The following is an 18,633-nucleotide window of genomic DNA, read 5'->3' as shown; positions in this document are numbered from 1 at the left end:
CCATGTCCTGGCCTTCCGTGGTCCTGATCGCGCGCGCACGCGAGTGCGCTGCCATCGAGGCCGAGATCCGGTCCCTCGGGGTCGGGAAGCACCCTCTCGGCGTCGGGGAGTTCCTGCACTGGAACGGGAACTCCTACGCGCTGGACTTCTCGGGTGACGTCCTGGCGGACTTCGCACCCGAGGAGATCGAGGACGCCGCGCGGAGAATCGGGGAACCCCCCCGTGTGATCTACGTGTCCTGCCAATCCATGGATGCCGCACGGATCTTCCTGTCCTTCGTGCTCCCACGCTTCACGGGGCTGATCGACACCAACCACGGCGACGTCGTCGAGTTCGCCGAGTTCGTCGATCTGATCGAGAAGCATCCACGGTGGGACTGGCGCCTCACGGAGGTCGCCGACCTCCTCCAGGGTCAGGGCGACGACGCCTAGCCCGAGAGGATCGGCCCGCCGCCGAGCTGTGCGCCGACGGCGCGCTCACATCGCATGAAGAAGGCCCTGCCGAACATCACGTTCGGCAGGGCCTTCGCCTGTGCGTTGCTCACGCGGACCGGGGCCGCAGCGCTTCAGACCGCCGGCACCGCGTACGACACCAGCGACCCGAAGTTCCCCGCGTACGCGTCGTGCGGGGCGGCGCCCTCAAGGCGCAGCAGAGCCTCGTCGTTCTCGCGGAGGGAGGACTCGTCCAGGTTGTGGGAGCCGGTGAAGGTCCACTTGGTGTCGGGGTGGCCGGCGTAGTTTCCCTCCACCAGGAGGTACTTGGAGTGGAGGAGGTAGCCGTCGGTCGTCTTCAGCTGCTTCAGGGTGATGTTGGCGCGGCCCTTCAGGGTCGCGACCTCGTTGCTCTCCGCGTACACGATCTGGACCGAGCAGCCCTGGCCGGCCAGGGAGACGAGGGCGTCGGCGACGGCGTCGCGGTGGAGGGCGAAGGCGGCCACGCGGACGATGGAGCGGTGGGTGGTGGGTGTGCCGACGGTGGTGTTGCCGGTGCAGGAGACGTTGTTCAGGACGTCGACGATCACGTCGCCCGTCTGCTGCGGGAAGAAGTAGTACTTCTCCGTGCCGACCTTCGCCGTCGTGTAGTAGTTCGCGTTCTTCACGCCCGCGGCGAGGTCGTTGAAGTAGTTCACGTACGCCGTGTAGAGGTCGGTGTTGCCGACGACGGTGTACGCGTTGTTCCAGTACTTCGCCGTGTTGACCGGCGTCTGGTTCGCCGAGGCCTGGATCACCACGTCCTCCCCCACCCCCGCCACGGCGCCGACCCGCGAGAAGGTGAAGAACTTGTTGTGGTTGATCGGGTTCACCCCGCCGGCGGCGATGCACGCGCCGCCGGACGTGCAGACATCGACCCAGGACAGCGCCGCCTTGTCCGTGCCCAGCGCGCCGATCAGCGACTGCGCCGCCGCCGAGTCGCTGTACTTCGCGTCCAGGACCACCCGGACGTTCACGCCCCGCGCGTACGCGTCGGTCAGGGCGTTCGTGTAGTCCTGGTCGGTCAGGGCGTACAGGGCCGCCCGGATCAGGCGGCCGGGCTCCGTGGCGCGGACGGCGCCGATGATGTGGTCCTTGACGGCGTTCTGCTCCGCCGCCGTCCCCTTCGGGTTGTTGAAGACCGCCCCGGTGGCGATGGGCGCCGGGTCCACGGCCACCGCCGTTCCGGTGGAGGGGAGGAGCAGCGCGGAGGCGAGCAGGAGGGCCGCGCCCATGCGGCGGTGTACGGCGGTGAAGATCGGGATCACTCCTCTGACAAGGGCTTTCTGGCGTGCGCACGTCAGCCTAGGCCTAGACGGAGCGGGGTCACGGTCAGGGCGCCATCTCGTACGTCCCCGACAGCGCCTCCACCCGCTGCCACACCCTGCCCGTGCGGGCCTCGTCCACGACCGGGCGGCGGACGGCGTCCAGGGCCCAGCGCTGCTGCTCCTCCGTCGCCGAGCCCTTGCCGTGCAGCTCGACGGCGTGGGCGGAGAAGTCCCGTACGAGGACGGCGAACAGCTCGTCCAGGACGTCCTCGTCGAGGGCGGTCAGGGCGCCCTGCTCCAGGACCAGCTGCCCGTGGACGACGAGCGCGAAGAGCTGGCCGACCGCGAGGAGCAGGTCGAGGTCGCGGCTCTGCGCCTCGTCGGGCGCGGCCGTCGTGACGAACGCGGCGAGCGCGTCGGCCTGTTCGCGGAAGCGGGCGACGTTGGGGAGGTGGGCGTACGCGTCGAAGGCGGGCCGCCAGTCGTGGAAGCGCACCGAGCCGAGGCCTCGGGCCGGGCCCTGACGGAAGAGGAAGTCGTCGTCGGCGGCGTCGAGCCGGGTGGGGACGGGCTCGTACGCGGCCGGGTCGAGGAGGTGGTTGCGCAGGAACTTGAGGATCAGCGCCAGGTTGACGTGGACCGTGCCCTCCAGCTTGGGCAGGCCGCGGATCTCGACGGCCGCCTGGGCGAAGTAGTTGTCCTTCTCGAAGCCCTTGGCGGCGATGACGTCCCACAGGAGGTCGATGACCTTCTCGCCCTCCGTGGTCACCTTCATCTTCGTCATCGGGTTGAAGAGGAGGTAGCGGCGGTCGTCGGGCCCGGCGGAGCGGAAGTAGTCGACGGCGCGGTCGCTGAACAGCTTCATGCCCACGAGCCGGACGTACGCGTCGGTCAACTCGCGCCGCACGTGCGGGAAGGCGGTGACGGGGCGGCCGTACAGGATCCGGTTCCGCGCGTGGGTGACGGCCTCGTACATCGCGTGCTCGCAGATGCCGATGGAGGCGGTGCACAGGTTGAACTTGCCGACGTTGACGGTGTTGAGGGCGGCGTCGAAGGCGGCGCGCCCGGTGTGCAGGACGTCCTCGGCCGTGACCGGGTACTCCTCCAGGCGGAACTCGCTGACGAACTTCGAGGAGTCCACGACGTTCTTGACCAGGTGGTACGCCGGGTGGCGGCTGTCGGCGGCGAAGAAGACATAGCCGTCCGGGCCCTCGACGTCGGTGCGGCGGCCGAAGACGGAGACGAGCCCGGCGGCGTTGCCGTTGCCGATGTAGTACTTGGAGCCGGTGGCCCGGAAGCCGCCCTGGCCGTCGGGCTCCAGGAGCATGTCGGTGGAGTAGATGTCCGCGCCGTGCGCCTTCTCGGAGAGGCCGAACGCGAACACCTCGCCCTGCGCGAGGAGTTCGGCCGCCCGGGCGCGGGCGGCGGCGTTGTCGCTCTGCCAGACCGGGCCGAGGCCGAGGATGGTGACCTGCCAGGCGTACCAGTAGTCCAGGCCGTAGAAGCCGAGGATCTCGTTGAGGGCGGCGATGCGGGCGGTGTCCCAGCGCTTGTCCGGGTGCCCCTCGGCGGCGCCGGACGGGGTCAGGAAGGTCGCGAACAGGTTCTCCTTCGCCGCGAAGGCGAGGAAGTCGCCGAGCCAGGCGCGCGTCCGGTAGTCCTCGATCAGGCGGCGCTTGCCGCGCTCCTCGAACCAGTCGACGGTGGCGCGCAGCAGGCGGCGGGTCTCCGGGTCGAAGTGCGCGGGGTCGTAGGTGCGCGGGTTGAAGAGCAGCGGGTCGGCCATGGTGGGGTCGCCTTTCGGCTGGTGGAGGGGGAAGGGAGGGGGCGAGGGAGGGAGTCAGCGTTCCGGGGCGAAGCGGGCGAGTGTGGCCAGGACGTCGTCGAGCCAGCCGATCATCATGCGCTCGTACGCGATGCCGCCGCGCAGCACCGCGTGCTGGAGCTCCCGCTCCGCCTCGGTGACGTCGGCCGCGCGCGCCTCGGCGCCGGTGAAGTCCCGTTCCTCGCCGGCGAGATAGCGGGCCAGGCGTTCCTCGTGCGCCGCCTGGTGCCGCCGCACCTCGGCGACGAGCGCGGCCGGGTCGTCGAAGGCGGCGCCCCGGATCTTGACCGCGAGGTCGTGCCGGACGCTCTCGGGCTCGATGGGCTCGTGCAGCCAGGAGGAGAGCGCGGCCCGTCCGAGGTCGGCGACGGAGTACTCCCGCTTGTCCGGGCGGCCCTGCTGCGGCACGTCCCGGGCCTCGACCCAGCCGTCGTTCTCCATGCGCTTGAGGACGCGGTAGATCTGCTGGTGGGTGGCGGTCCAGAAGTAGCCGATGGACCGCTCGAAGCGCCGGGCCAGCTCATAGCCGGAGCCCGGCTTCTCCAGCAGGGAGACGAGGATCGCGTGTTCGAGCGCCATGGCCGCGATCTTGCTATGCAACTGGTTGCATAGCAAGATCCACCGCTCCGTTGAGACACGGCTCACGGCCCGCCCGCGCGGTGACGCACATCCGCGAACAGCGGGGCGGGATCGCCCGCGACGTGCCAGACTGCGGCACATGGGGGACGTGAGACTCACTTTCGACGACGGTTCCGTGGTACGCCTGCTCCTCGCTCCCGAGGGCGGCGGCAAGGCCGACGGATTGCCCAAATCCCCGCCCGCCCCCGCCGGGCCCGCCCCCGCCGGGCCCGCCCCCGCCGGGCCCGTGGCCGGCGGCGAGCTGGCCCTGCCGGACGAGTTCGGTTCGGCCCGGCCGGTCAGCGCCGACGGGCGTGCCACGCGGGCCCTGACCCGGGGTGGCGAGGCCCTGACCCAGGCGCTGCGTCCGCTGGGCGGTGTGCTCGGCGGCATCCACCGCAGCTTCTCGCAGTTCGCGCAGCGCCCCGACGAGGTCACCGTCGAGTTCGGCGTCACGCTCGGCAGCGACCTGAGCCTGGGCGTCTTCTCCGGCAGCGGCGAGGCCAGCTTCACCGTCTCCGCCACCTGGAACCTCACGGGCGCCACCGCCTCCCCCGAAGCCGATCCCGGCCCCACCATCGGCACCGTGCCCGGCCAGGCGAACGGCTCCTGATGGCATGCCGCCGTACGTGAACCCCGCCTCGCCCGACGCCCTGCTGCACCGGGCGTTCGTGTCGGTGCTCGGTCAGGTCCGGCCGGTCGGCGCGGCGGTCCTGATCGACCCGCGACGGATCCTGACGTGCGCGCACGTCGTGAACAGCGCCCTGGGGCGTGAGCGTTTCGACCCGGTGCCGCCGTCGCGCGGCGAGACGGTCTCGCTGCTGCTGCCGCACGTCGACCGGGAGCGGGTCCTCGTCGGCCGTGTCGTACCGGAGACCTGGCGGCCGCCGCGCGCCCGCCCCGAGTCCGCCCGCCCGGAGCCGCCGGCCGCCGGCGCGCTCCCGTACTACGGCGACCTGGCGGTGCTCGAACTCGACACCGACGCCCCGCCGGGCGCCGAACCGGCCCCGTTCCTCCCGCACCGGGAGGGCAACGAGGTCGTGGCGCTGTGGGCCAGCGGCCACGCCCTGCCGACCGTGCGCGCGATGCCCCGCGTCTCCGCGCACCCCTGGATCGCGCTGGACGTCCTGGGCGGGAGAGTCGCGGAGGGCTTCAGCGGCGGGCCGCTCTGGGACCGGGAGCGGCAGGCGGTCGTCGGCCTCGTCGTCGCCTCCCACGAGCCGCCCGGTCGCCCCGCCGCGGACGGCCCCGATCCGGCGGCGCGGCGGTACGGACCGCCGCCCGCGATGTACGCCATCGGCCTGGCGTCCATCGAGACCGAGCTGCCGGACCTGCCGCCCGTGGCGGTCCCCGCGGCCGGCCGAGGCCGACAGCAACTCGTCTCCATGCTGGAGCAGTTGCTGCCCTCCCGGCGCCAGCTCGTGGAGTGCGAGGAGCGGCTCTCCGCGCGGCTCCGGAGGCGCTCGGCGGGAGCCGCCGTCGACGTCGAACAGCTCGCGGGGCTCGCCATGGGGGTGCGCCGCGGGGTGCCCGAGCTCCTCGACATCGTCTACGACCAGCTCGCCGAATCGCGCGCGGGCGGGCCCGTGGGGGCGGCCGGGGCCGCCGACTGGCAGCGGATGCTGGGCATCGCCCGTATCGTCAGCCCACGCGAGCGGCTCTCGTACGGACGCCGCCGCAACCTCACCGCGCTGCTCGCCGCCTGTGCCGCCGTCGACCCGGGCACGCTGCTGCGCACGGTGCTTCCGTACGCGGACGACATCCCCGCCCCCGGCGGCCTCGCGGACGCGACGGCGATCCTGGAGGGATACGACCCGCCCGCCGGTCAGCCCATGCCCCCGCTGCTCCAGGGCGTCGTCCACATCGGCGTGCACGAGCGGGCGGCGGGCGGCGAGCTCGCCGACGACCTCGACGCCTGGGTGCGCAGCGCGGCGCCCCGCCTGGGCGTGGCACCGGCGGCGGTCGACCAGTTCCGGGCCGACGCCGCCACCGCCCCGCACGCCCTGTCCCCGGCCGCCGCGTGCGCCGGTCCGGGCGCGGCCCGCGCCCGGACCCCGGCGACCCCGCCGCGCGTGCAGGTGGAGCTCCTTCCCGTACCGCCCGGCCATCTCTTCACGTACCAGATCTGGGTGTGGAGCGAGGACGGGCGGCACGAGGTGGTGCTGACCGAGGACGAGGGGGTGCCGAGCCACCATGTGGTGGAGTCGATCCGGCGGGTCCTGCGCACCGAGGTGCGGGAGGACCCGGAGACGGCGCTCCTGGAGTTCTTCGTGTCGCCGGCGTGGATGCGGCTCGACGTGGACGCCTGGGCGTTCCCGAGCGACGCCGAGGACAGCGGCTTCTACCCGGGCATCACCCGCCGGGTGGTGCTGCGCAGTTCGGAGCGGACTCGGGAGACGTACGCCTCCTGGAAGCGCCGCAGCAGCGCGCTGCCGACCTCGCCGCGGCTGCTCCTCGACGAGCGCTGCGCGGACCCGGCCGTCGCGCGCGCCCGGCTCGAAGTGAGCCCGGAGGCCGGGATCGTCGTCGTGAGCTGCGAACAGCGGCTCCAGGGGCGGGTGTTGCGCCAGTGCATCGAGGCCGGGGTGCACACGGTGCTGTGGCACCGGGAGGAGCACGGCGAGCGGGTCTCCACGGATCTGCTGGCGCTGGTCGAGGGCATCGACCACACGCAGATCCCCGAGATCGTCCGGCTGGAACGGGCCAAGGCCATGGCCGATCCCGACTGCCCCGGCCACCACGGCCGGCGCCTGTCGCTGCTGCACGACGGACCCGACCACCGGCCGCCGCCCCTCGCCCCCGACCCATGGGCGCTCACCCAGCCGTGAAACGGCCGCCCGCCCCGTTCAGCATCACCCCACGCCGTCCCACCGGGGACCGCGTACCGCCCCGACGAGGAGACCGCGCCCGTGTCGCACCCGCCCGCGAACGAACCCGGCGACGACCCCAGCCCGTCCCCCGAGAGCTGGTGGGTGTTCCGTGGCCCGGCCGAGCTGCCCGAGCCGCCGCCGTGGCGCCGTTTCCCCGCCTCCGCCCGGCTCCCCCGGGCGCGGCGTCACCTCATGAGCGCCGACGAGGTCTCGGTGGTCAACGCCGCCCTCCATCTGCGCCGTCCGCTCCTCGTCACGGGCCGCCCCGGCACCGGCAAGAGCTCGCTGGCCCGCGCCGTCGCCGAGGACCTCGGGCTCGGCGAGGTGCTGCGCTGGTCGGTGAACAGCCGCTCCACGCTGGCGGACGCGCTCTACCGCTACGACGCCGTCGGCCGCCTGCGCGAGGCCTCGCTCCAGCGGGAGCGCGAACCCGTGCGCGGCGCGGCGCGCCGACTCCGCCGCCGCACCGGACCGGGTCCCGGCATCGGTAACTATCTGCGGCTCGGCCCGCTCGGCACGGCGCTCGCCTCCGCCGACCGACCCCGTGTGCTGCTCATCGACGAGATCGACAAGTCCGACATCGATCTGCCCAACGACCTTCTGGTGGTCCTGGAGGAGGGCGAGTTCGAGATCCCGGAGCTGGCCCGGCTGCCCGAGCACCAGCAGACGGCCGACGTCCTCGCCACCGGCAGCAGGGAACGCGTACGCGTCCAGCGCGGGGTCGTCTCCTGCTCCCACTTCCCCGTCATCGTGATGACGAGCAACGGGGAGCGGGAGTTCCCGCCCGCCTTCCTGCGCCGCTGCGTCCGCCTCGACTTGAGCGACCCCGACGAGGCGAAGCTGCGCGACATCGTCCGGCAGAACCTGGGCGACGAGGCACTCGCCCAGGCCGACGACCTCATCGGCGACTTCCTGCGCCGGGCCGCCGTACAGAGCCTGGCGACGGACCAACTCCTCGCCGCCGTCCACCTCCGGGTCACCGGCGCCGACCTCGGGCGCGAGGAACTCCTTTCGGCGGTCATGCACCGGCTGGACGAGGCGTTCCCCGGATGATCGAACGCCTGCGTCATCTCCTGGACGGCATCGGGTACGAGCTCGGCGCCGCCGAGCTCCTCGACGTCCTGTGGCTGGCGCGGGCGATGGACGGCGGCACGGCACCGGGCGGCGACGCGGCCCCCGACGGCGAGGACGGACCCGTCCGCCCGCCGGAGGTCGCGCCGGAGCCGCCCCTCGACACATCTCCCGAGGCGTCGATCCACCGGCCGCCCCGCGCGCCCGCCGACGGGGCTCCCGGCCGGACGGCCCCGACCCGGCCCGAGGGCGTCGAACGGCGCCACAGCCTCTTCACCGCGCACCACTCCCCCGGCACCGCCGCCGGCCCACCGGCCCGCGCCGTCCGCGCCCCCGGGCCGCGCGCCCTGCCGGGGCCGCACGGGCTCGCCCGGGCGCTGCGCCCGCTGCGGGACCGCCGTGACCACCGCCACCGGACGGTCCCGGACATCGAGGCCACCGTGCGGCTCACCGCCGAATCGGGCGTGTTCGACGTCGTGGACCGCCCCGAACAGGAACTGCGGCACACCGCCGTCCTGCTCGTGGACACGTCCCCCTCGATGCGGGTGTGGCATCCGCTCGTACGCGAGGTCACGCGCCTCCTGGAACGCGGCGGGATCTTCCGCGCGGTCCACGTCCGCCGCGTCGACCCGCGCGAGGGCCACGCGGCCGGCGGCATCCCGGCCGCCGAGTCACCCGTCGTCCTCCTCCTGACCGACGGGGTCGACGAGGCCTGGCACGGCCCGGCGGCACGCCGACTGCTCGACCGGTGGGAACGGTCCGGTCCCCTCGTCGTCGTCCCGCCGCTGCCGCGCCGCCTCTGGCGCGGCACGGCCTTCGACGCCCAGCCCCAACTCCTCTCCGCCGGGCAGCGGTTCGCGGCCAACCGCGCGCTCACCGTCGTCGACCCGCTCGACGGAGGGCCGGTAGCGTCGGACGGCGACCGCCTCCCGGTGCCCGTGGTGCCGCTCCAGCCCTCGACCCTCGGCCACTGGGCCCGTCTGCTCACCCGGCCGGGGACGCCGCAGCTCCTCGACACCGTCCTGGTGGGAACGGGAGAGGCGCCCGCCCCTCGGCCGGCCGGCGCACGGCCGCGCTCCGCCGAGCAGCGCCTCGACCGGTTCCGCGCCTCCTTCTCCCCGGACGCGTACCGGCTCGCCCTGCGGCTCTCGGCGATCCGCCCGCTCAGCCTGCCCGTCATCCAGCTCATGCGCCTGGCGACCCTGCCCGCCAGCAGCTCGGCGGTGGTCTCCGAAGTGCTGCTCGGGGACCTCCTCATGCCCCTGCCGGAGGGCGGACCGGCCCCGCTTCCGCCGACGGCCCTCGGCGGGACCTCGCACGAGCTCCGGTACGACTTCCAGCCGGGCGTCCGGGACCTGCTGGCGAGCGGCCTCGGCACCGAGCAGGCCATCGAGGTCGTCGAGGCGGTGGGCCGGGCCCTCGAACCGTACCTGGGCAGGCTGCCGGACTTCGCCGCGCTGCTCGCCGACCCGGGCGGCGGCGCGCGCCTGTCCTCCGGCACGAGCGCGTTCGCGGTGCTCGTCAGTCCTGTGCTTGACCGGCTGTACGGGGGGCCGGGCGCCCCGGACCGCGTCATCTCGGCGCCTACGGCCGAGCCGGAACCGGCCTCCGCACCGCTGAGGTTCACCGTGTTCGGCCCCGCGCTGGCCTGGCAGGGCGACGACCGCGTACCGATGGGGTCGCCGCAGCAACAGGCCGTCCTGGCCGCGCTGTTGCTGCACGACCACCGGATCGTGGCCATCTCGGCCCTGGTCGACGCGGTGTGGGGTGATGAGGCGCCCGCGTCCGCGGTGCACACCGTGCTGGACCACGTCTCCCGGCTGCGCCGGATCCTCGCCCCCCACGGCTTCGGCGTCGAGAAGCACGCGAGCGGATACAGCTTCCATTCCGAAGGGGCCAGGGCAGTGGTCCCTCTGGACCTGAACGAGGCCGAGCGACTGGTCGGCGTGGCCGGCTCGTCCTCCGAGTCCGGTGACCACACCCAGGCGCGGGATCTGACGGCACAAGCGCTGGCACTGCTGGACGGCGTCCCGCTGGACGGAGTGCCGGGGCCCTACGCGCAGACTCAGCGCGCACGGCTGGTCGAGTGGCGGCTGGAGCTCGTCGAGAGCAGGATCGAGCTCGACCTGGAGTTCGGCGCGCATGCCGATGTCGTGGCGGAGCTCCAGGAGTTGGCCGATGAGCACCCGTTGCGGGAGCGGTGGCGGGCCCAGTTGATGGTGGCACTGTACCGATCGGGGCGGAACGCCGAGGCGCTCGCCGTGTACGCCGACATCCGACGTCTGCTCCGCGAGGAGGCCGGCATCGACCCCGGTCCGGAGCTCCGGCAGCTGCACGACCACATCCTGGAGCAACGCCCGCCCGAGCAGGCGCGTACCGGCCGTGGCCCGCATCTCTCGAACCGTCCCCCGCGGTTCGCCCTTTCCTGGCCGCCCTCGGAGGGCATCCGCTTCAGCGTGCTGGGTCCGGTGCGAGCGTGGCGGGAGGCCGACTCCCTGGCCACCGGGTCGCCGCAGCAGCGGGCGCTGCTCGCCGTGCTGCTGTGCGAAGGGCGGACCGTCACCTCGGGTGAGCTGATCGACGCCATCTGGGGTTCGGAGCCGCCCTCGCAGGCGCTCGCGGCAGTCCGTACGTACGTCTCCCGGCTGAGCAAAGTGCTCGGCCACGGAGTGCTACTGCCGGAGGGCGCGGGCTACGCGCTGCGCGTCGCGCCCGACGCTCTCGACCTCCGCGTGGCGCAGGATCTCGTCGCCGTCGCGGAACGTGCCAGGGAGGACGGCGACCCGTTCCTGGCCCGTGATCTGCTCGGCCAGGCCCTCGGCCTGTGGGAGGGCGAGGCCCTCGCCTCCGTGCCCGGTCCTTACGCCGAGACCCAGCGCACCCGCCTGGAGGAGTGGCGGCTCCAGCTCCTGGAGACCCGGCTCGACCTGGACCTGGAGGTCGGCGCCCACGCCGAGGCCGTCTCCGAACTGACCGCTCTCACCGCCGCGCACCCGCTGCGCGAGCGCCTGCGCGAACTCCTCATGCTCGCGCTCTACCGCTCCGGCCGGCAGGCCGAGGCCCTCGCGGTCTACGCCGACACCCGCCGCCTGCTCGCCGACGAGCTCGGCGTGGACCCCAACCCCGAGCTCTCCCGGCTCCAGCAGCGCATCCTCCAGGCCGACCCCGGCCTCCTCGGCGACCCGCCCCCCGGCGCGGACGAGGAGCCGCCCGCGCCCACCCGTCCGGCCATGCTCCCCGCGAAGGTCCCGGACTTCACCGGCCACTCCCAGCTCGGCCATGACCTGGTCGAGCAGCTCGCCACCGGGACGGGCGGCACGCTCTGGGCCCTGTCCGGGCTCGGTGGTGTCGGCAAGACCACGTTCGCGGTGGAGTTGGCCCATGAGGTCCGGCCGTACTTCCCCGACGGCCAGCTGTACGCGGACCTCCACGGCTCCGAAGTGCGTCCTGTCGACCCCGGTGCCGCGCTCGGCTCCTTTCTCCGGGCCCTGGGGATCCCCGACTCCGAGATCGCCGAGACGACGGACGAACGGTCCGCGCAGTTCCGCGCCGCACTGGACGGCGGCCGGTTCCTGGTGCTGCTCGACAACGCCAGGGACGCCGCCCAGGTCCGGCTTCTGCTGCCCGGCATGGGCCGGTCCGCCGTGCTCGTCACCAGCCGCGCGCGCATGGTGGACCTGGAGGGGGCCCAGTTGGTGGACCTCGATGTGATGTCGCCCGAGGAGGCGCTCCACCTCTTCACCCGGATCGTGGGCACCGAGCGCGTCCAGTCCGAGCGCGAGGCCGCCCTCGACGTCGTCGCGGCCTGCGGCTTCCTGCCGCTGGCCATCCGCATCGCCGCCTCCCGGCTCGCCGCCCGGCGCACCTGGACGGTCTCCGTGCTCGCCGCCAAGCTGGCCGACGAGCGGCGCAGGCTCGACGAGCTCCAGGCGGGCGACCTCGCCGTGAAGGCGACCTTCGAGCTCGGCTACGGCCAGCTGGAGCCCGCCCAGGCGCGCGCCTTCCGGCTGCTCGGCCTCGCCGACGGGCCCGACATCTCCCTGGTTGCGGCCGCCGCCCTGCTCGACCTGCCGGTGCGCGGCGCTAAGGAGCTGCTGGAGGGCCTCGTCGACACCTCCCTCGTCGAGTCCGCCGACCTGGGCCGCTACAGCTTCCACAACCTCGTACGCCTCTACGCGCGCGCCTGCGCCGAGCGCGACGAACAGCCCCCGGCCGAACGGGAGCTCGCGCTCTCGCGCCTGCTGGACTTCTACCTGTCGACGGTCTCCCGGGTGTACGCCATCGAGCGCCCCGGCGACCGCCTCGTCGATCATCTGGAGCCCACCGCCTACGAGGGCCTCGCCTTCACCGACCGGCACACCGCCCAGGACTGGCTCTACGCCGAGGCGAACTGTCTGCTGGCCTGCGTACGCCAGTCGGCGACCAGCCCGGCCACGCTGCGCCGGGCGGTGGACGCGCTGTGGGCGGCGCTGGACCTGGCGGAGTCGGGGGCGAACTCGAAGGAGTACGAGGCGGTGGCGGCCACCCTGCGGGAGGCGGCGCGGCGGCTCGGCGACGTCAAGGCCGAGGCGCGTGCCACCAACACGCTGGCCTACGTGCACCACTACCAGGGCCGCTTCGACCAGGCCGACCGGGAGGCCGAGGAGGTCGTCGCGATGGCGCGCTCCGTCGGCGACCCGCTGCCGATCTGCTGGGCGTCCAACGCCCGGGGCGCCATCGCGCTCTACCAGGCCCGTTACGAGGAGGGCGAGCGCCACCTCACGCTGGCCATCGAGGAGTTCCGGCTCGCCGAGGACCGGGCCGGGGAGGCCGCGGCCCTGTGCAACCTGTCCCGGATCCACCTCGCGACCGGGCGCCAGGAGGACGCCGTCCGCATGGCCCAGCAGGGCACCGACATGTACGACGGGATGGGCCACGCCCTCAAGGGGGCGAACGGGCGCTACGCGCTGGCCCTCGCGCTCACGGTGGCGGAGAGGTACGACGCCGCGCGGGAGCTCCTCCACAAGGCGAGGGACGTCTTCCGCACCAATCGCCAGCTCCTATGGGAGGGCATGGCCTTGTTCCGGCTCGCCGAGAACGAGCTCGCGGCGGGACACCCCAGGGATTCCGCCGCCTACGCCGAGGAGTCCCTGAAGCACCTCGGCAGGTCCGGCGGCGAGTGGCGGCGTGGCAACGTCCTAACCCTCCTCGGTCGCGCCCTGCACGCCCTGGACCAGACCGACCGCGCCCGCGCCTGCTGGCAGGAGGCGCTGGCCGTGTTCGAGGAGCTGGGCGCCGCCGAGGCCGAGGAGCTGCGGAGGCTCCTCGGCGCCACTACGTCGTCCTGAAAGGCGGACCGGGGCGGCGCGTCACACCCCCTCCGGGATCCCCTCCTCGAAGCGCAGGTACCGCTCGACGGAGCGCTCCAGGACCTCGTTGCCGCCGGAGGTGACGACGCGGTTCCACCAGGCGCCGTAGATGCGCTCGAAGCGGTAGCCGCCGAGGAGGTCGGCGGCGGCGCGGACGGCGTGGGGGCGCTCCGGGATGTGGTTGGCGTAGCTGTACATGACGGTGACCCAGCGGCGGTCCGGGCAGACGTTGACGACGTCGCCGGTGAACAGGGCGCCCTCGCCCGCCGACCAGTGGAGGATGGCGCTGCCGGGGAAATGGATGCCCGGGTTGATCAGGACGAGGTCGTCGGCGAGGTCGTGGGTCCGGCCGCTCCAGAAGCGCAGGGCGGGGTCGGGGCGGCCGACCCACTGGCGGTCGGCCTCGTGGAGGTAGACGGGGGCGTCGAAGGCGTGGGCCCAGTCGACCATGGCGGAGTAGAAGTGGGGGTGGCTGACGGCGATCTTCGAGATGCCGCCGAGTGCGTGGACCTGCTCGACGATCTCGTCGTCCAGGTGGGGGACGCAGTCCCAGAGCACGTTCCCGGACGCGGTGCGCAGGAGCAGGGCGCGCTGGCCGATGGCGAAGGCGGGGGTGGCGCCGATGCCCATGACGCCGGGGCCCTCCTCCTCGAAGCGGCCCTGGTGGCCGTCGGCGCGCAGGCCGGCGAGCGAGGTCCACTGCTGGCCTTCGGCCCCGACGTACTGGCGCTCGTCGAGACAGACGGGGCAGTCCTGGCGCGGGGCGCCGTACTGGGTGCCACAGGTGCGGCAGATGGGCAGCGCGGTCGTGTGGGGGTCAGGCACGGGGGTCTCCGGTCAGTTCGGTGAGGGGGTACGGCCGGTGCGGCTGCCAGCCCAGCTCGTCGACGGCCCGGCGGCCGGAGACGACCTGGCTCAGGGCCAGCGCCTCGGCGAACGGCGCGCCCAGGACCGGGGCGGCCAGCTCGCGCGGCCAGGGTTCGGCGCGCCCGGACCCGCCGGCGGAGAGGTCGGCCGCGGCGGCGAGCGCGGCCACCGGGACGGCCTCGTGGGCGACGCCGTGGAGCAGGGTGCCCTCCTCGGCCCGGGTGAGGGCGAGGACGTAGAGGGCGGCGAGGTCGTCGACGTGGACCATCGGCCAGCGGGTGTCGACCGCGCCGACGTAGCGGCCGGTGCCGTGTTCCCTGGCCCAGTCGATCATCAGGCCGGGGATGCCGCCGCCGTTGCCGTAGACGATGCCGGGCCGGATCACCACGGCCCGTACCCCGTCGTCGGCGGCGTCGAGGACCTGCCGTTCGATGCGCGGGCGGTAGCCGACGATGCCGATGGCGTCGGTGGCCGCCTCCTCGTCGACGGGGGTGTCGCCGGTGGCGCCGAGCACCCAGACGCCGCTGGTGTAGACAAACGCGCGGCCGGTGCCGCGCAGCGGCTGGAGGAGGCTCCGTACGGCCTCGGCGTCCACGGGCTCCTCGCCGGTGGGCGCCGCGATGTGCAGGACGGCGTCGATCTCGTCCGTGACGGCCGCGTTCAGGGACGCGGGGTCGGTCAGGTCGCCCAGCCGGACCGGCACGTCGGGTCCGAACCTGCCAGCGTCCTTGGCCAGGCGGACGACGTCGTGTCCGGCGTGCGCCAGCCGCTCGACGACGGCGGAGCCGATGTAGCCGGTGGCGCCCAGGACGAGGACCTTCACGGTGCTTCCCTTCGCTCGCGCACGGTGTCCGGCCGCCGCTGGGGCAGCGCGCCGCGACCGTGCGTAACGAGGTTATGACCGGGGGCCGTTCGGACCTTGATCGTCCGCGCACGCTCCCTTGACACTGCGTGCGCGCCAGCGGTGGACGGCCTGGCCACGGTGGTCCGTGGGGCTCGCCCCGTAGGCGGCGCGGAAGGCCCGGCTGAAGACGGCGGGGTTGGGGTAGCCCCAGCGGGCGGCGATGGCGTGGACGGGGTGGCCGAGGAGTTCGGGGCGGGCGAGGTCGGCGCGGCACCGTTCGAGCCTGCGGCGGCGGATGGTGGCGGCGACGGTCTCGTCCCGGCCGGCGAAGAGCTGGTGGAGGCGGCGTACCGAGATGTGGTGGTGGGCCGCGATGGCGCCGGGGGTCAGTTCGGTGTCGCCGAGGTTGTGGTCGATGAAGGCGTCGATCCGCGCGAGCAGCGCCTCGGCGCGGGCCTCGCCGGAGAGTTGGTCGCAGATGTCGAGGTGGGCGGCGAGGCACGCGGAGAAGAGGTCGAGGGCGACCTGGTCGAGGCGGCTCCGTTCGTGCGGCGCGCAGTCGGGGCCGTGGGCGGAGACCGTTCGCAGGAATCCGGCGAGGACGGCGCCCATGCCGCGGTCCCCCGAGAGGGTCTGGGAGAGCAGCCGGTCTATTCGGTCCTGGCGCAACGGAAGTGCCTGCTTGGGCACTTGGATCACCACGGCGTTGATCGGTTCCGTGCTGTGCTTCGTGCCCGAGTCGAAGGGGCGGGAGGTGTCCCACATCACCATGTCGCCGACCGACTGGAGGCATTCGTTGCGCTGCTGGGAGAACCAGGTGGTGCCCCGGACCAGGAGCGCGAGGTGGTACTGCTCGGGGTCGCTCTGCCGGATGAGTGCCGGTGTGCGCCGCGAGCGCAAGGGGGTGTACGAGAACGTGGACACCTGCACGCGGCCCAGGTCGAGCACGGCGGCGTCCCCGTGGAAGGTGTCGCCGCTCTCGGGCCTGATCGCTATCGGCGCCAGTTCACGCGTGACGAGATCGGAGAACCACTCGAACCGGTCCCCGGCCGGCAAGGCCGCGGAGCTCGCTTTCGCCCACATCTCGAACGCCCCCTTGTTTCCCGTTCCTTGTCCCGCGAGTTCGGCACCACGCTAGGTCACGGAGGGGCCGCTCCCTAGCGTGTGACACGGCGGCTCGGCCCTCCGGCGCGAGGCCGGAGGGCCGAGGGGGACCCGGAAGGGGGGGTGGGCGCCGGCTGCGGCGGGGAGTGCCGTCAGCCGTGTACGACGGGGGTGCCCGTCAGTTCCACGCCCGCGAGGCGCATCTCGTCGAGGGCCCGGGCGGTGCTGTCGTGGGCGACGCCCGTGGTGTAGTCGAGCAGGACGCGCACGCCGAATCCGGCGCGTACCCCGTCGAGCGCGGTCGCCTTCACACAGTGGTCGGTGGCGATGCCGACCACGTCCACGGTGTCGACGCCCTGGGCGCGCAGCCACGCGCCGAGGACGTCGCCTTCGGCGGTCGTGCCCTCGAAGCCGCTCTTCGAGGCGGAGTGGGCGCCCTTGAAGAACACCTCGTCGACCGCGCCGGAGGCGACGACCTGCTCGAAGTCCGGGTGGAACTCGCTGCCTTCGCTTCCGGCGATGCAGTGCTCGGGGAAGGAGTTCTCGAAGTCGGGGTCCTCGGAGAAGTGGTCGCCGGGGTCGATGTGGTGGTCGCGGGTGGCGATCACCCGGACGTAGCCGTCACCGGCCTGCTCCTTGATGAACTCCCCGATCGCACGGGCCTGTTCGTCACCTCCCGCGACGGGGATCTTCCCTCCTTCGCAGAAGTCCTTCTGTACATCGACGACGATCAGCGCGCGGCCCGCCATCGGACCTCCTCGGTTCTTGTGGTTGTTCAACGGTGTCAGGGGGGTGGGCGGCTCAGCCGCCGAGCAGGTCCAGCAGCTCGATGTCGTCCAGGTCGATGTCCGGGACGTCCACGTCGTGGCTGAGCGTGGTGGCGGTGCCCGGCGCGTGGCGCGGGGCGTCGGCCTGCGCGGTGCCGGTGACGGCGGCCAGGGCCGCGCCGGCGAGGGCAAGGGAGGCGAGAGAACGCTGAGTGAGCTTCACGACCGGTAAACGATCTTTGTACCGATTCGGTCACGACTCACTGTGCACGATCTGGATGAGATTGCCGCAGGTGTCGTCGAGCACGGCGATGGTCACGGGCCCCATCTCCACCGGCTCCTGGTCGAACCGCACCCCGAGGGCGCGCAGCCGCTCGTATTCGGCCCGTACGTCGTCCACGGCGAAGGCGGCGGCCGGGATGCCGTCCGCCACCAGGGCCTGCTTGTACGGCCGGACGGCGTGGTGGGCGTCGGGCTCCAGGAGCAGTTCGGTGCCGTCGGGCGCGTCGGGCGAGACGACGGTCAGCCAGCGGTACTCGCCGACGGGGACGTCCGCCTTCTTCACGAAGCCCAGCGTGTCGGTGTAGAAGTCCAGGGCCTTGTCCTGGTCGTCGACGAAGACACTGGTCAGATGGATCCGCATGGGTGCTCTCCGGTCGTGCGCGCGATGGTGTCGGTGGGTCACCTGTCTATCAAGCGCGCGGCCCACGGGCCGGGGACACGGCCGGTGGGGGCACTGTGGTGGAGTCGAGAAGGCGTCGTCACCGAATCGTGAAGGTCGCGGGGGATGCTCGGTGCAGTCGAGCGCACGTCGCGCTTTCTCACCTCGGGGGCAGAACACCATGAGCACCGTCCGCAGAGCCGCCTTCGTCACCGCCGCCGTCGCCGCCGCGCTCGCCCTGACGGCCTGCGGACCGTCCGGGACCGATGCGGCGGGCGGCGGCGCGGGCACGGCGCCGACGACCGCGGCCCCCGCGACCGCCACGGAGACCGCCGCGCCGACGGCCACCACGACGCCGCCGCCGAAGACCTCGGCGCCCACGAAGACCGCCGCACCGGCGAAGACGGGCAAGCCGGGCACCTCGGCGAAGCCCCCGACCGACCCGGACTACGACGTCTTCCCGTGCAGCACGTACGACGTGACGTTCTCGGCGGACGTGGCCGAGAAGACGACCGGCAGCTACCTGCTGAAGATCACCAACAAGACCGCCAAGCCCTGCCGGGTCCTGGGCCACCCGATCGTGATCTTCGGCGGCCTGGACGGCACCGCCGTCGAGCGGGGCACGGCGCCCTCCCCGGAGAAGTCGATCCGCCTGGAGCCCGGCGCCTCCGCCTACGCGGGGCTGATGGGCGGCCCGCACGACGGCAAGGGCAAGACGGTCGACTCGATCGCGATGACCATGGACACCGAGTCCGACCTGACCCAGAAGCCCCTGAAGGCCTCGACGCCCGGCCTGTACGTCTCCCCCGACAAGAACTCGGTGACGGCCTGGATGGACAACGCCGAGGACGCGCTCACCCTCTAGCCCACCGGTCTTCACCCGGTCTGACCTGGGTGAAGACCCCGTGAAGAAAATGATC

15 protein-coding genes and 1 pseudogene are annotated in these 18,633 nt (G+C 73.1%); 7 read left to right on the top strand and 9 right to left on the bottom strand.

Annotation, left to right across the window (positions count from 1 at the left end; translation table 11 throughout):
- Positions 1–2 precede the first annotated feature (2 nt).
- Entirely contained in the window at positions 3–431 is a 429-nt protein-coding gene (locus ABTZ54_RS01785) for a hypothetical protein (RefSeq protein WP_351655647.1), read from the top strand.
- Between the two features lie 134 nt (positions 432–565).
- Here the strand turns inward: ABTZ54_RS01785 and ABTZ54_RS01780 are convergent, their stop codons facing one another.
- The 3 genes from ABTZ54_RS01780 to ABTZ54_RS01770 all read right to left on the bottom strand — a co-directional run bounded on the left by ABTZ54_RS01780 (position 566) and on the right by ABTZ54_RS01770 (position 4,142).
- Entirely contained in the window at positions 566–1,738 is a 1,173-nt protein-coding gene (locus ABTZ54_RS01780) for a phospholipase D-like domain-containing protein (RefSeq protein ID WP_351655644.1), read from the bottom strand.
- A gap of 64 nt (positions 1,739–1,802) precedes the next feature.
- Positions 1,803–3,524, bottom strand: a complete 1,722-nt coding sequence (locus ABTZ54_RS01775) for an acyl-CoA dehydrogenase family protein (protein ID WP_351655641.1) — start codon at positions 3,522–3,524, stop codon at positions 1,803–1,805.
- 54 nt (positions 3,525–3,578) lie between these two features.
- A complete protein-coding gene (locus ABTZ54_RS01770) occupies positions 3,579–4,142 on the bottom strand; it encodes a PadR family transcriptional regulator (RefSeq protein ID WP_351655639.1) in 564 nt (187 codons plus the stop codon).
- A gap of 139 nt (positions 4,143–4,281) precedes the next feature.
- Between ABTZ54_RS01770 and ABTZ54_RS01765 the strand changes: the two genes are divergently transcribed.
- The 5 genes and pseudogenes from ABTZ54_RS01765 (at position 4,282) to afsR (ending at position 13,449) form a co-directional block, all read left to right on the top strand.
- Positions 4,282–4,794, top strand: a complete 513-nt coding sequence (locus ABTZ54_RS01765; protein ID WP_351655636.1) for a CU044_2847 family protein — start codon at positions 4,282–4,284, stop codon at positions 4,792–4,794.
- A 4-nt stretch (positions 4,795–4,798) separates the two neighbouring features.
- Positions 4,799–7,009 carry a VMAP-C domain-containing protein gene (locus ABTZ54_RS01760; protein ID WP_351655633.1) on the top strand — a complete coding sequence of 737 codons (2,211 nt, stop codon included), beginning with the start codon at positions 4,799–4,801 and terminating at the stop codon, positions 7,007–7,009.
- An 81-nt stretch (positions 7,010–7,090) separates the two neighbouring features.
- Positions 7,091–8,104, top strand: coding sequence for an AAA family ATPase (locus ABTZ54_RS01755; protein WP_351655630.1), 1,014 nt, complete (start codon positions 7,091–7,093; stop codon positions 8,102–8,104).
- Positions 8,101–9,957: pseudogene (locus tag ABTZ54_RS01750) on the top strand (SAV_2336 N-terminal domain-related protein); the annotation flags it as partial. The gene ABTZ54_RS01755 and the pseudogene ABTZ54_RS01750, both read left to right, overlap by 4 nt.
- Positions 9,958–10,026: 69 nt before the next feature.
- Positions 10,027–13,449, top strand: coding sequence for an SARP-family global regulator AfsR (afsR, locus tag ABTZ54_RS01745; RefSeq protein WP_502997168.1), 3,423 nt, complete (start codon positions 10,027–10,029; stop codon positions 13,447–13,449).
- A 21-nt stretch (positions 13,450–13,470) separates the two neighbouring features.
- On the opposite strand, the gene ABTZ54_RS01740 is transcribed toward afsR, so the two are convergent.
- The 6 genes from ABTZ54_RS01740 to ABTZ54_RS01715 form a co-directional block, all read right to left on the bottom strand.
- Positions 13,471–14,295, bottom strand: a complete 825-nt coding sequence (locus tag ABTZ54_RS01740) for an MBL fold metallo-hydrolase (protein ID WP_351655627.1) — start codon at positions 14,293–14,295, stop codon at positions 13,471–13,473.
- Positions 14,288–15,160 (bottom strand): NAD-dependent epimerase/dehydratase family protein, encoded by an 873-nt coding sequence (locus ABTZ54_RS01735; RefSeq protein WP_351655624.1) that lies wholly within the window; start codon positions 15,158–15,160, stop codon positions 14,288–14,290. Before ABTZ54_RS01735 ends, ABTZ54_RS01740 begins: the two co-directional genes overlap by 8 nt.
- Before the next feature lie 72 nt (positions 15,161–15,232).
- Positions 15,233–16,264 (bottom strand): AraC-like ligand-binding domain-containing protein, encoded by a 1,032-nt coding sequence (locus tag ABTZ54_RS01730; RefSeq protein WP_351655621.1) that lies wholly within the window; start codon positions 16,262–16,264, stop codon positions 15,233–15,235.
- Positions 16,265–16,437: 173 nt separating this feature from the next.
- Positions 16,438–17,034 (bottom strand): isochorismatase family protein, encoded by a 597-nt coding sequence (locus tag ABTZ54_RS01725; protein ID WP_351655618.1) that lies wholly within the window; start codon positions 17,032–17,034, stop codon positions 16,438–16,440.
- A 52-nt stretch (positions 17,035–17,086) separates the two neighbouring features.
- The gene (locus ABTZ54_RS01720; RefSeq protein WP_351655615.1) at positions 17,087–17,275 is read right to left on the bottom strand and encodes a hypothetical protein; all 189 of its coding nucleotides are present in this window, start codon (positions 17,273–17,275) and stop codon (positions 17,087–17,089) included.
- 30 nt (positions 17,276–17,305) lie between these two features.
- Positions 17,306–17,695 carry a VOC family protein gene (locus ABTZ54_RS01715; RefSeq protein WP_351655612.1) on the bottom strand — a complete coding sequence of 130 codons (390 nt, stop codon included), beginning with the start codon at positions 17,693–17,695 and terminating at the stop codon, positions 17,306–17,308.
- A gap of 199 nt (positions 17,696–17,894) precedes the next feature.
- Here ABTZ54_RS01715 and ABTZ54_RS01710 point away from each other — a divergent pair, with 199 nt between their 5' ends.
- Complete coding sequence (locus ABTZ54_RS01710) at positions 17,895–18,578, top strand: DUF4232 domain-containing protein (RefSeq protein ID WP_351655609.1); 684 nt, start codon at positions 17,895–17,897, stop codon at positions 18,576–18,578.
- Positions 18,579–18,633 lie beyond the last annotated feature (55 nt).

The organism is Streptomyces sp. NPDC094032, assembly GCF_040303965.1.
Lineage (GTDB): Bacteria > Actinomycetota > Actinomycetes > Streptomycetales > Streptomycetaceae > Streptomyces.
The sequence above is the reverse complement of the archived record's forward strand: the minus strand, read 5'-3'. Positions and strand labels throughout refer to the sequence as shown.

Coding starts and splice junctions, on each gene's coding strand:
- ABTZ54_RS01785 (WP_351655647.1), top strand. CDS start 3: ATGTCCTGGCCTTCCGTGGTCCTGATCGCGCGCGCACGCGAGTGCGCT.
- ABTZ54_RS01775 (WP_351655641.1), bottom strand. CDS start 3,524: ATGGCCGACCCGCTGCTCTTCAACCCGCGCACCTACGACCCCGCGCAC.
- ABTZ54_RS01770 (WP_351655639.1), bottom strand. CDS start 4,142: ATGGCGCTCGAACACGCGATCCTCGTCTCCCTGCTGGAGAAGCCGGGC.
- ABTZ54_RS01765 (WP_351655636.1), top strand. CDS start 4,282: ATGGGGGACGTGAGACTCACTTTCGACGACGGTTCCGTGGTACGCCTG.
- ABTZ54_RS01760 (WP_351655633.1), top strand. CDS start 4,799: ATGCCGCCGTACGTGAACCCCGCCTCGCCCGACGCCCTGCTGCACCGG.
- ABTZ54_RS01730 (WP_351655621.1), bottom strand. CDS start 16,264: ATGTGGGCGAAAGCGAGCTCCGCGGCCTTGCCGGCCGGGGACCGGTTC.
- ABTZ54_RS01725 (WP_351655618.1), bottom strand. CDS start 17,034: ATGGCGGGCCGCGCGCTGATCGTCGTCGATGTACAGAAGGACTTCTGC.
- ABTZ54_RS01715 (WP_351655612.1), bottom strand. CDS start 17,695: ATGCGGATCCATCTGACCAGTGTCTTCGTCGACGACCAGGACAAGGCC.
- ABTZ54_RS01710 (WP_351655609.1), top strand. CDS start 17,895: ATGAGCACCGTCCGCAGAGCCGCCTTCGTCACCGCCGCCGTCGCCGCC.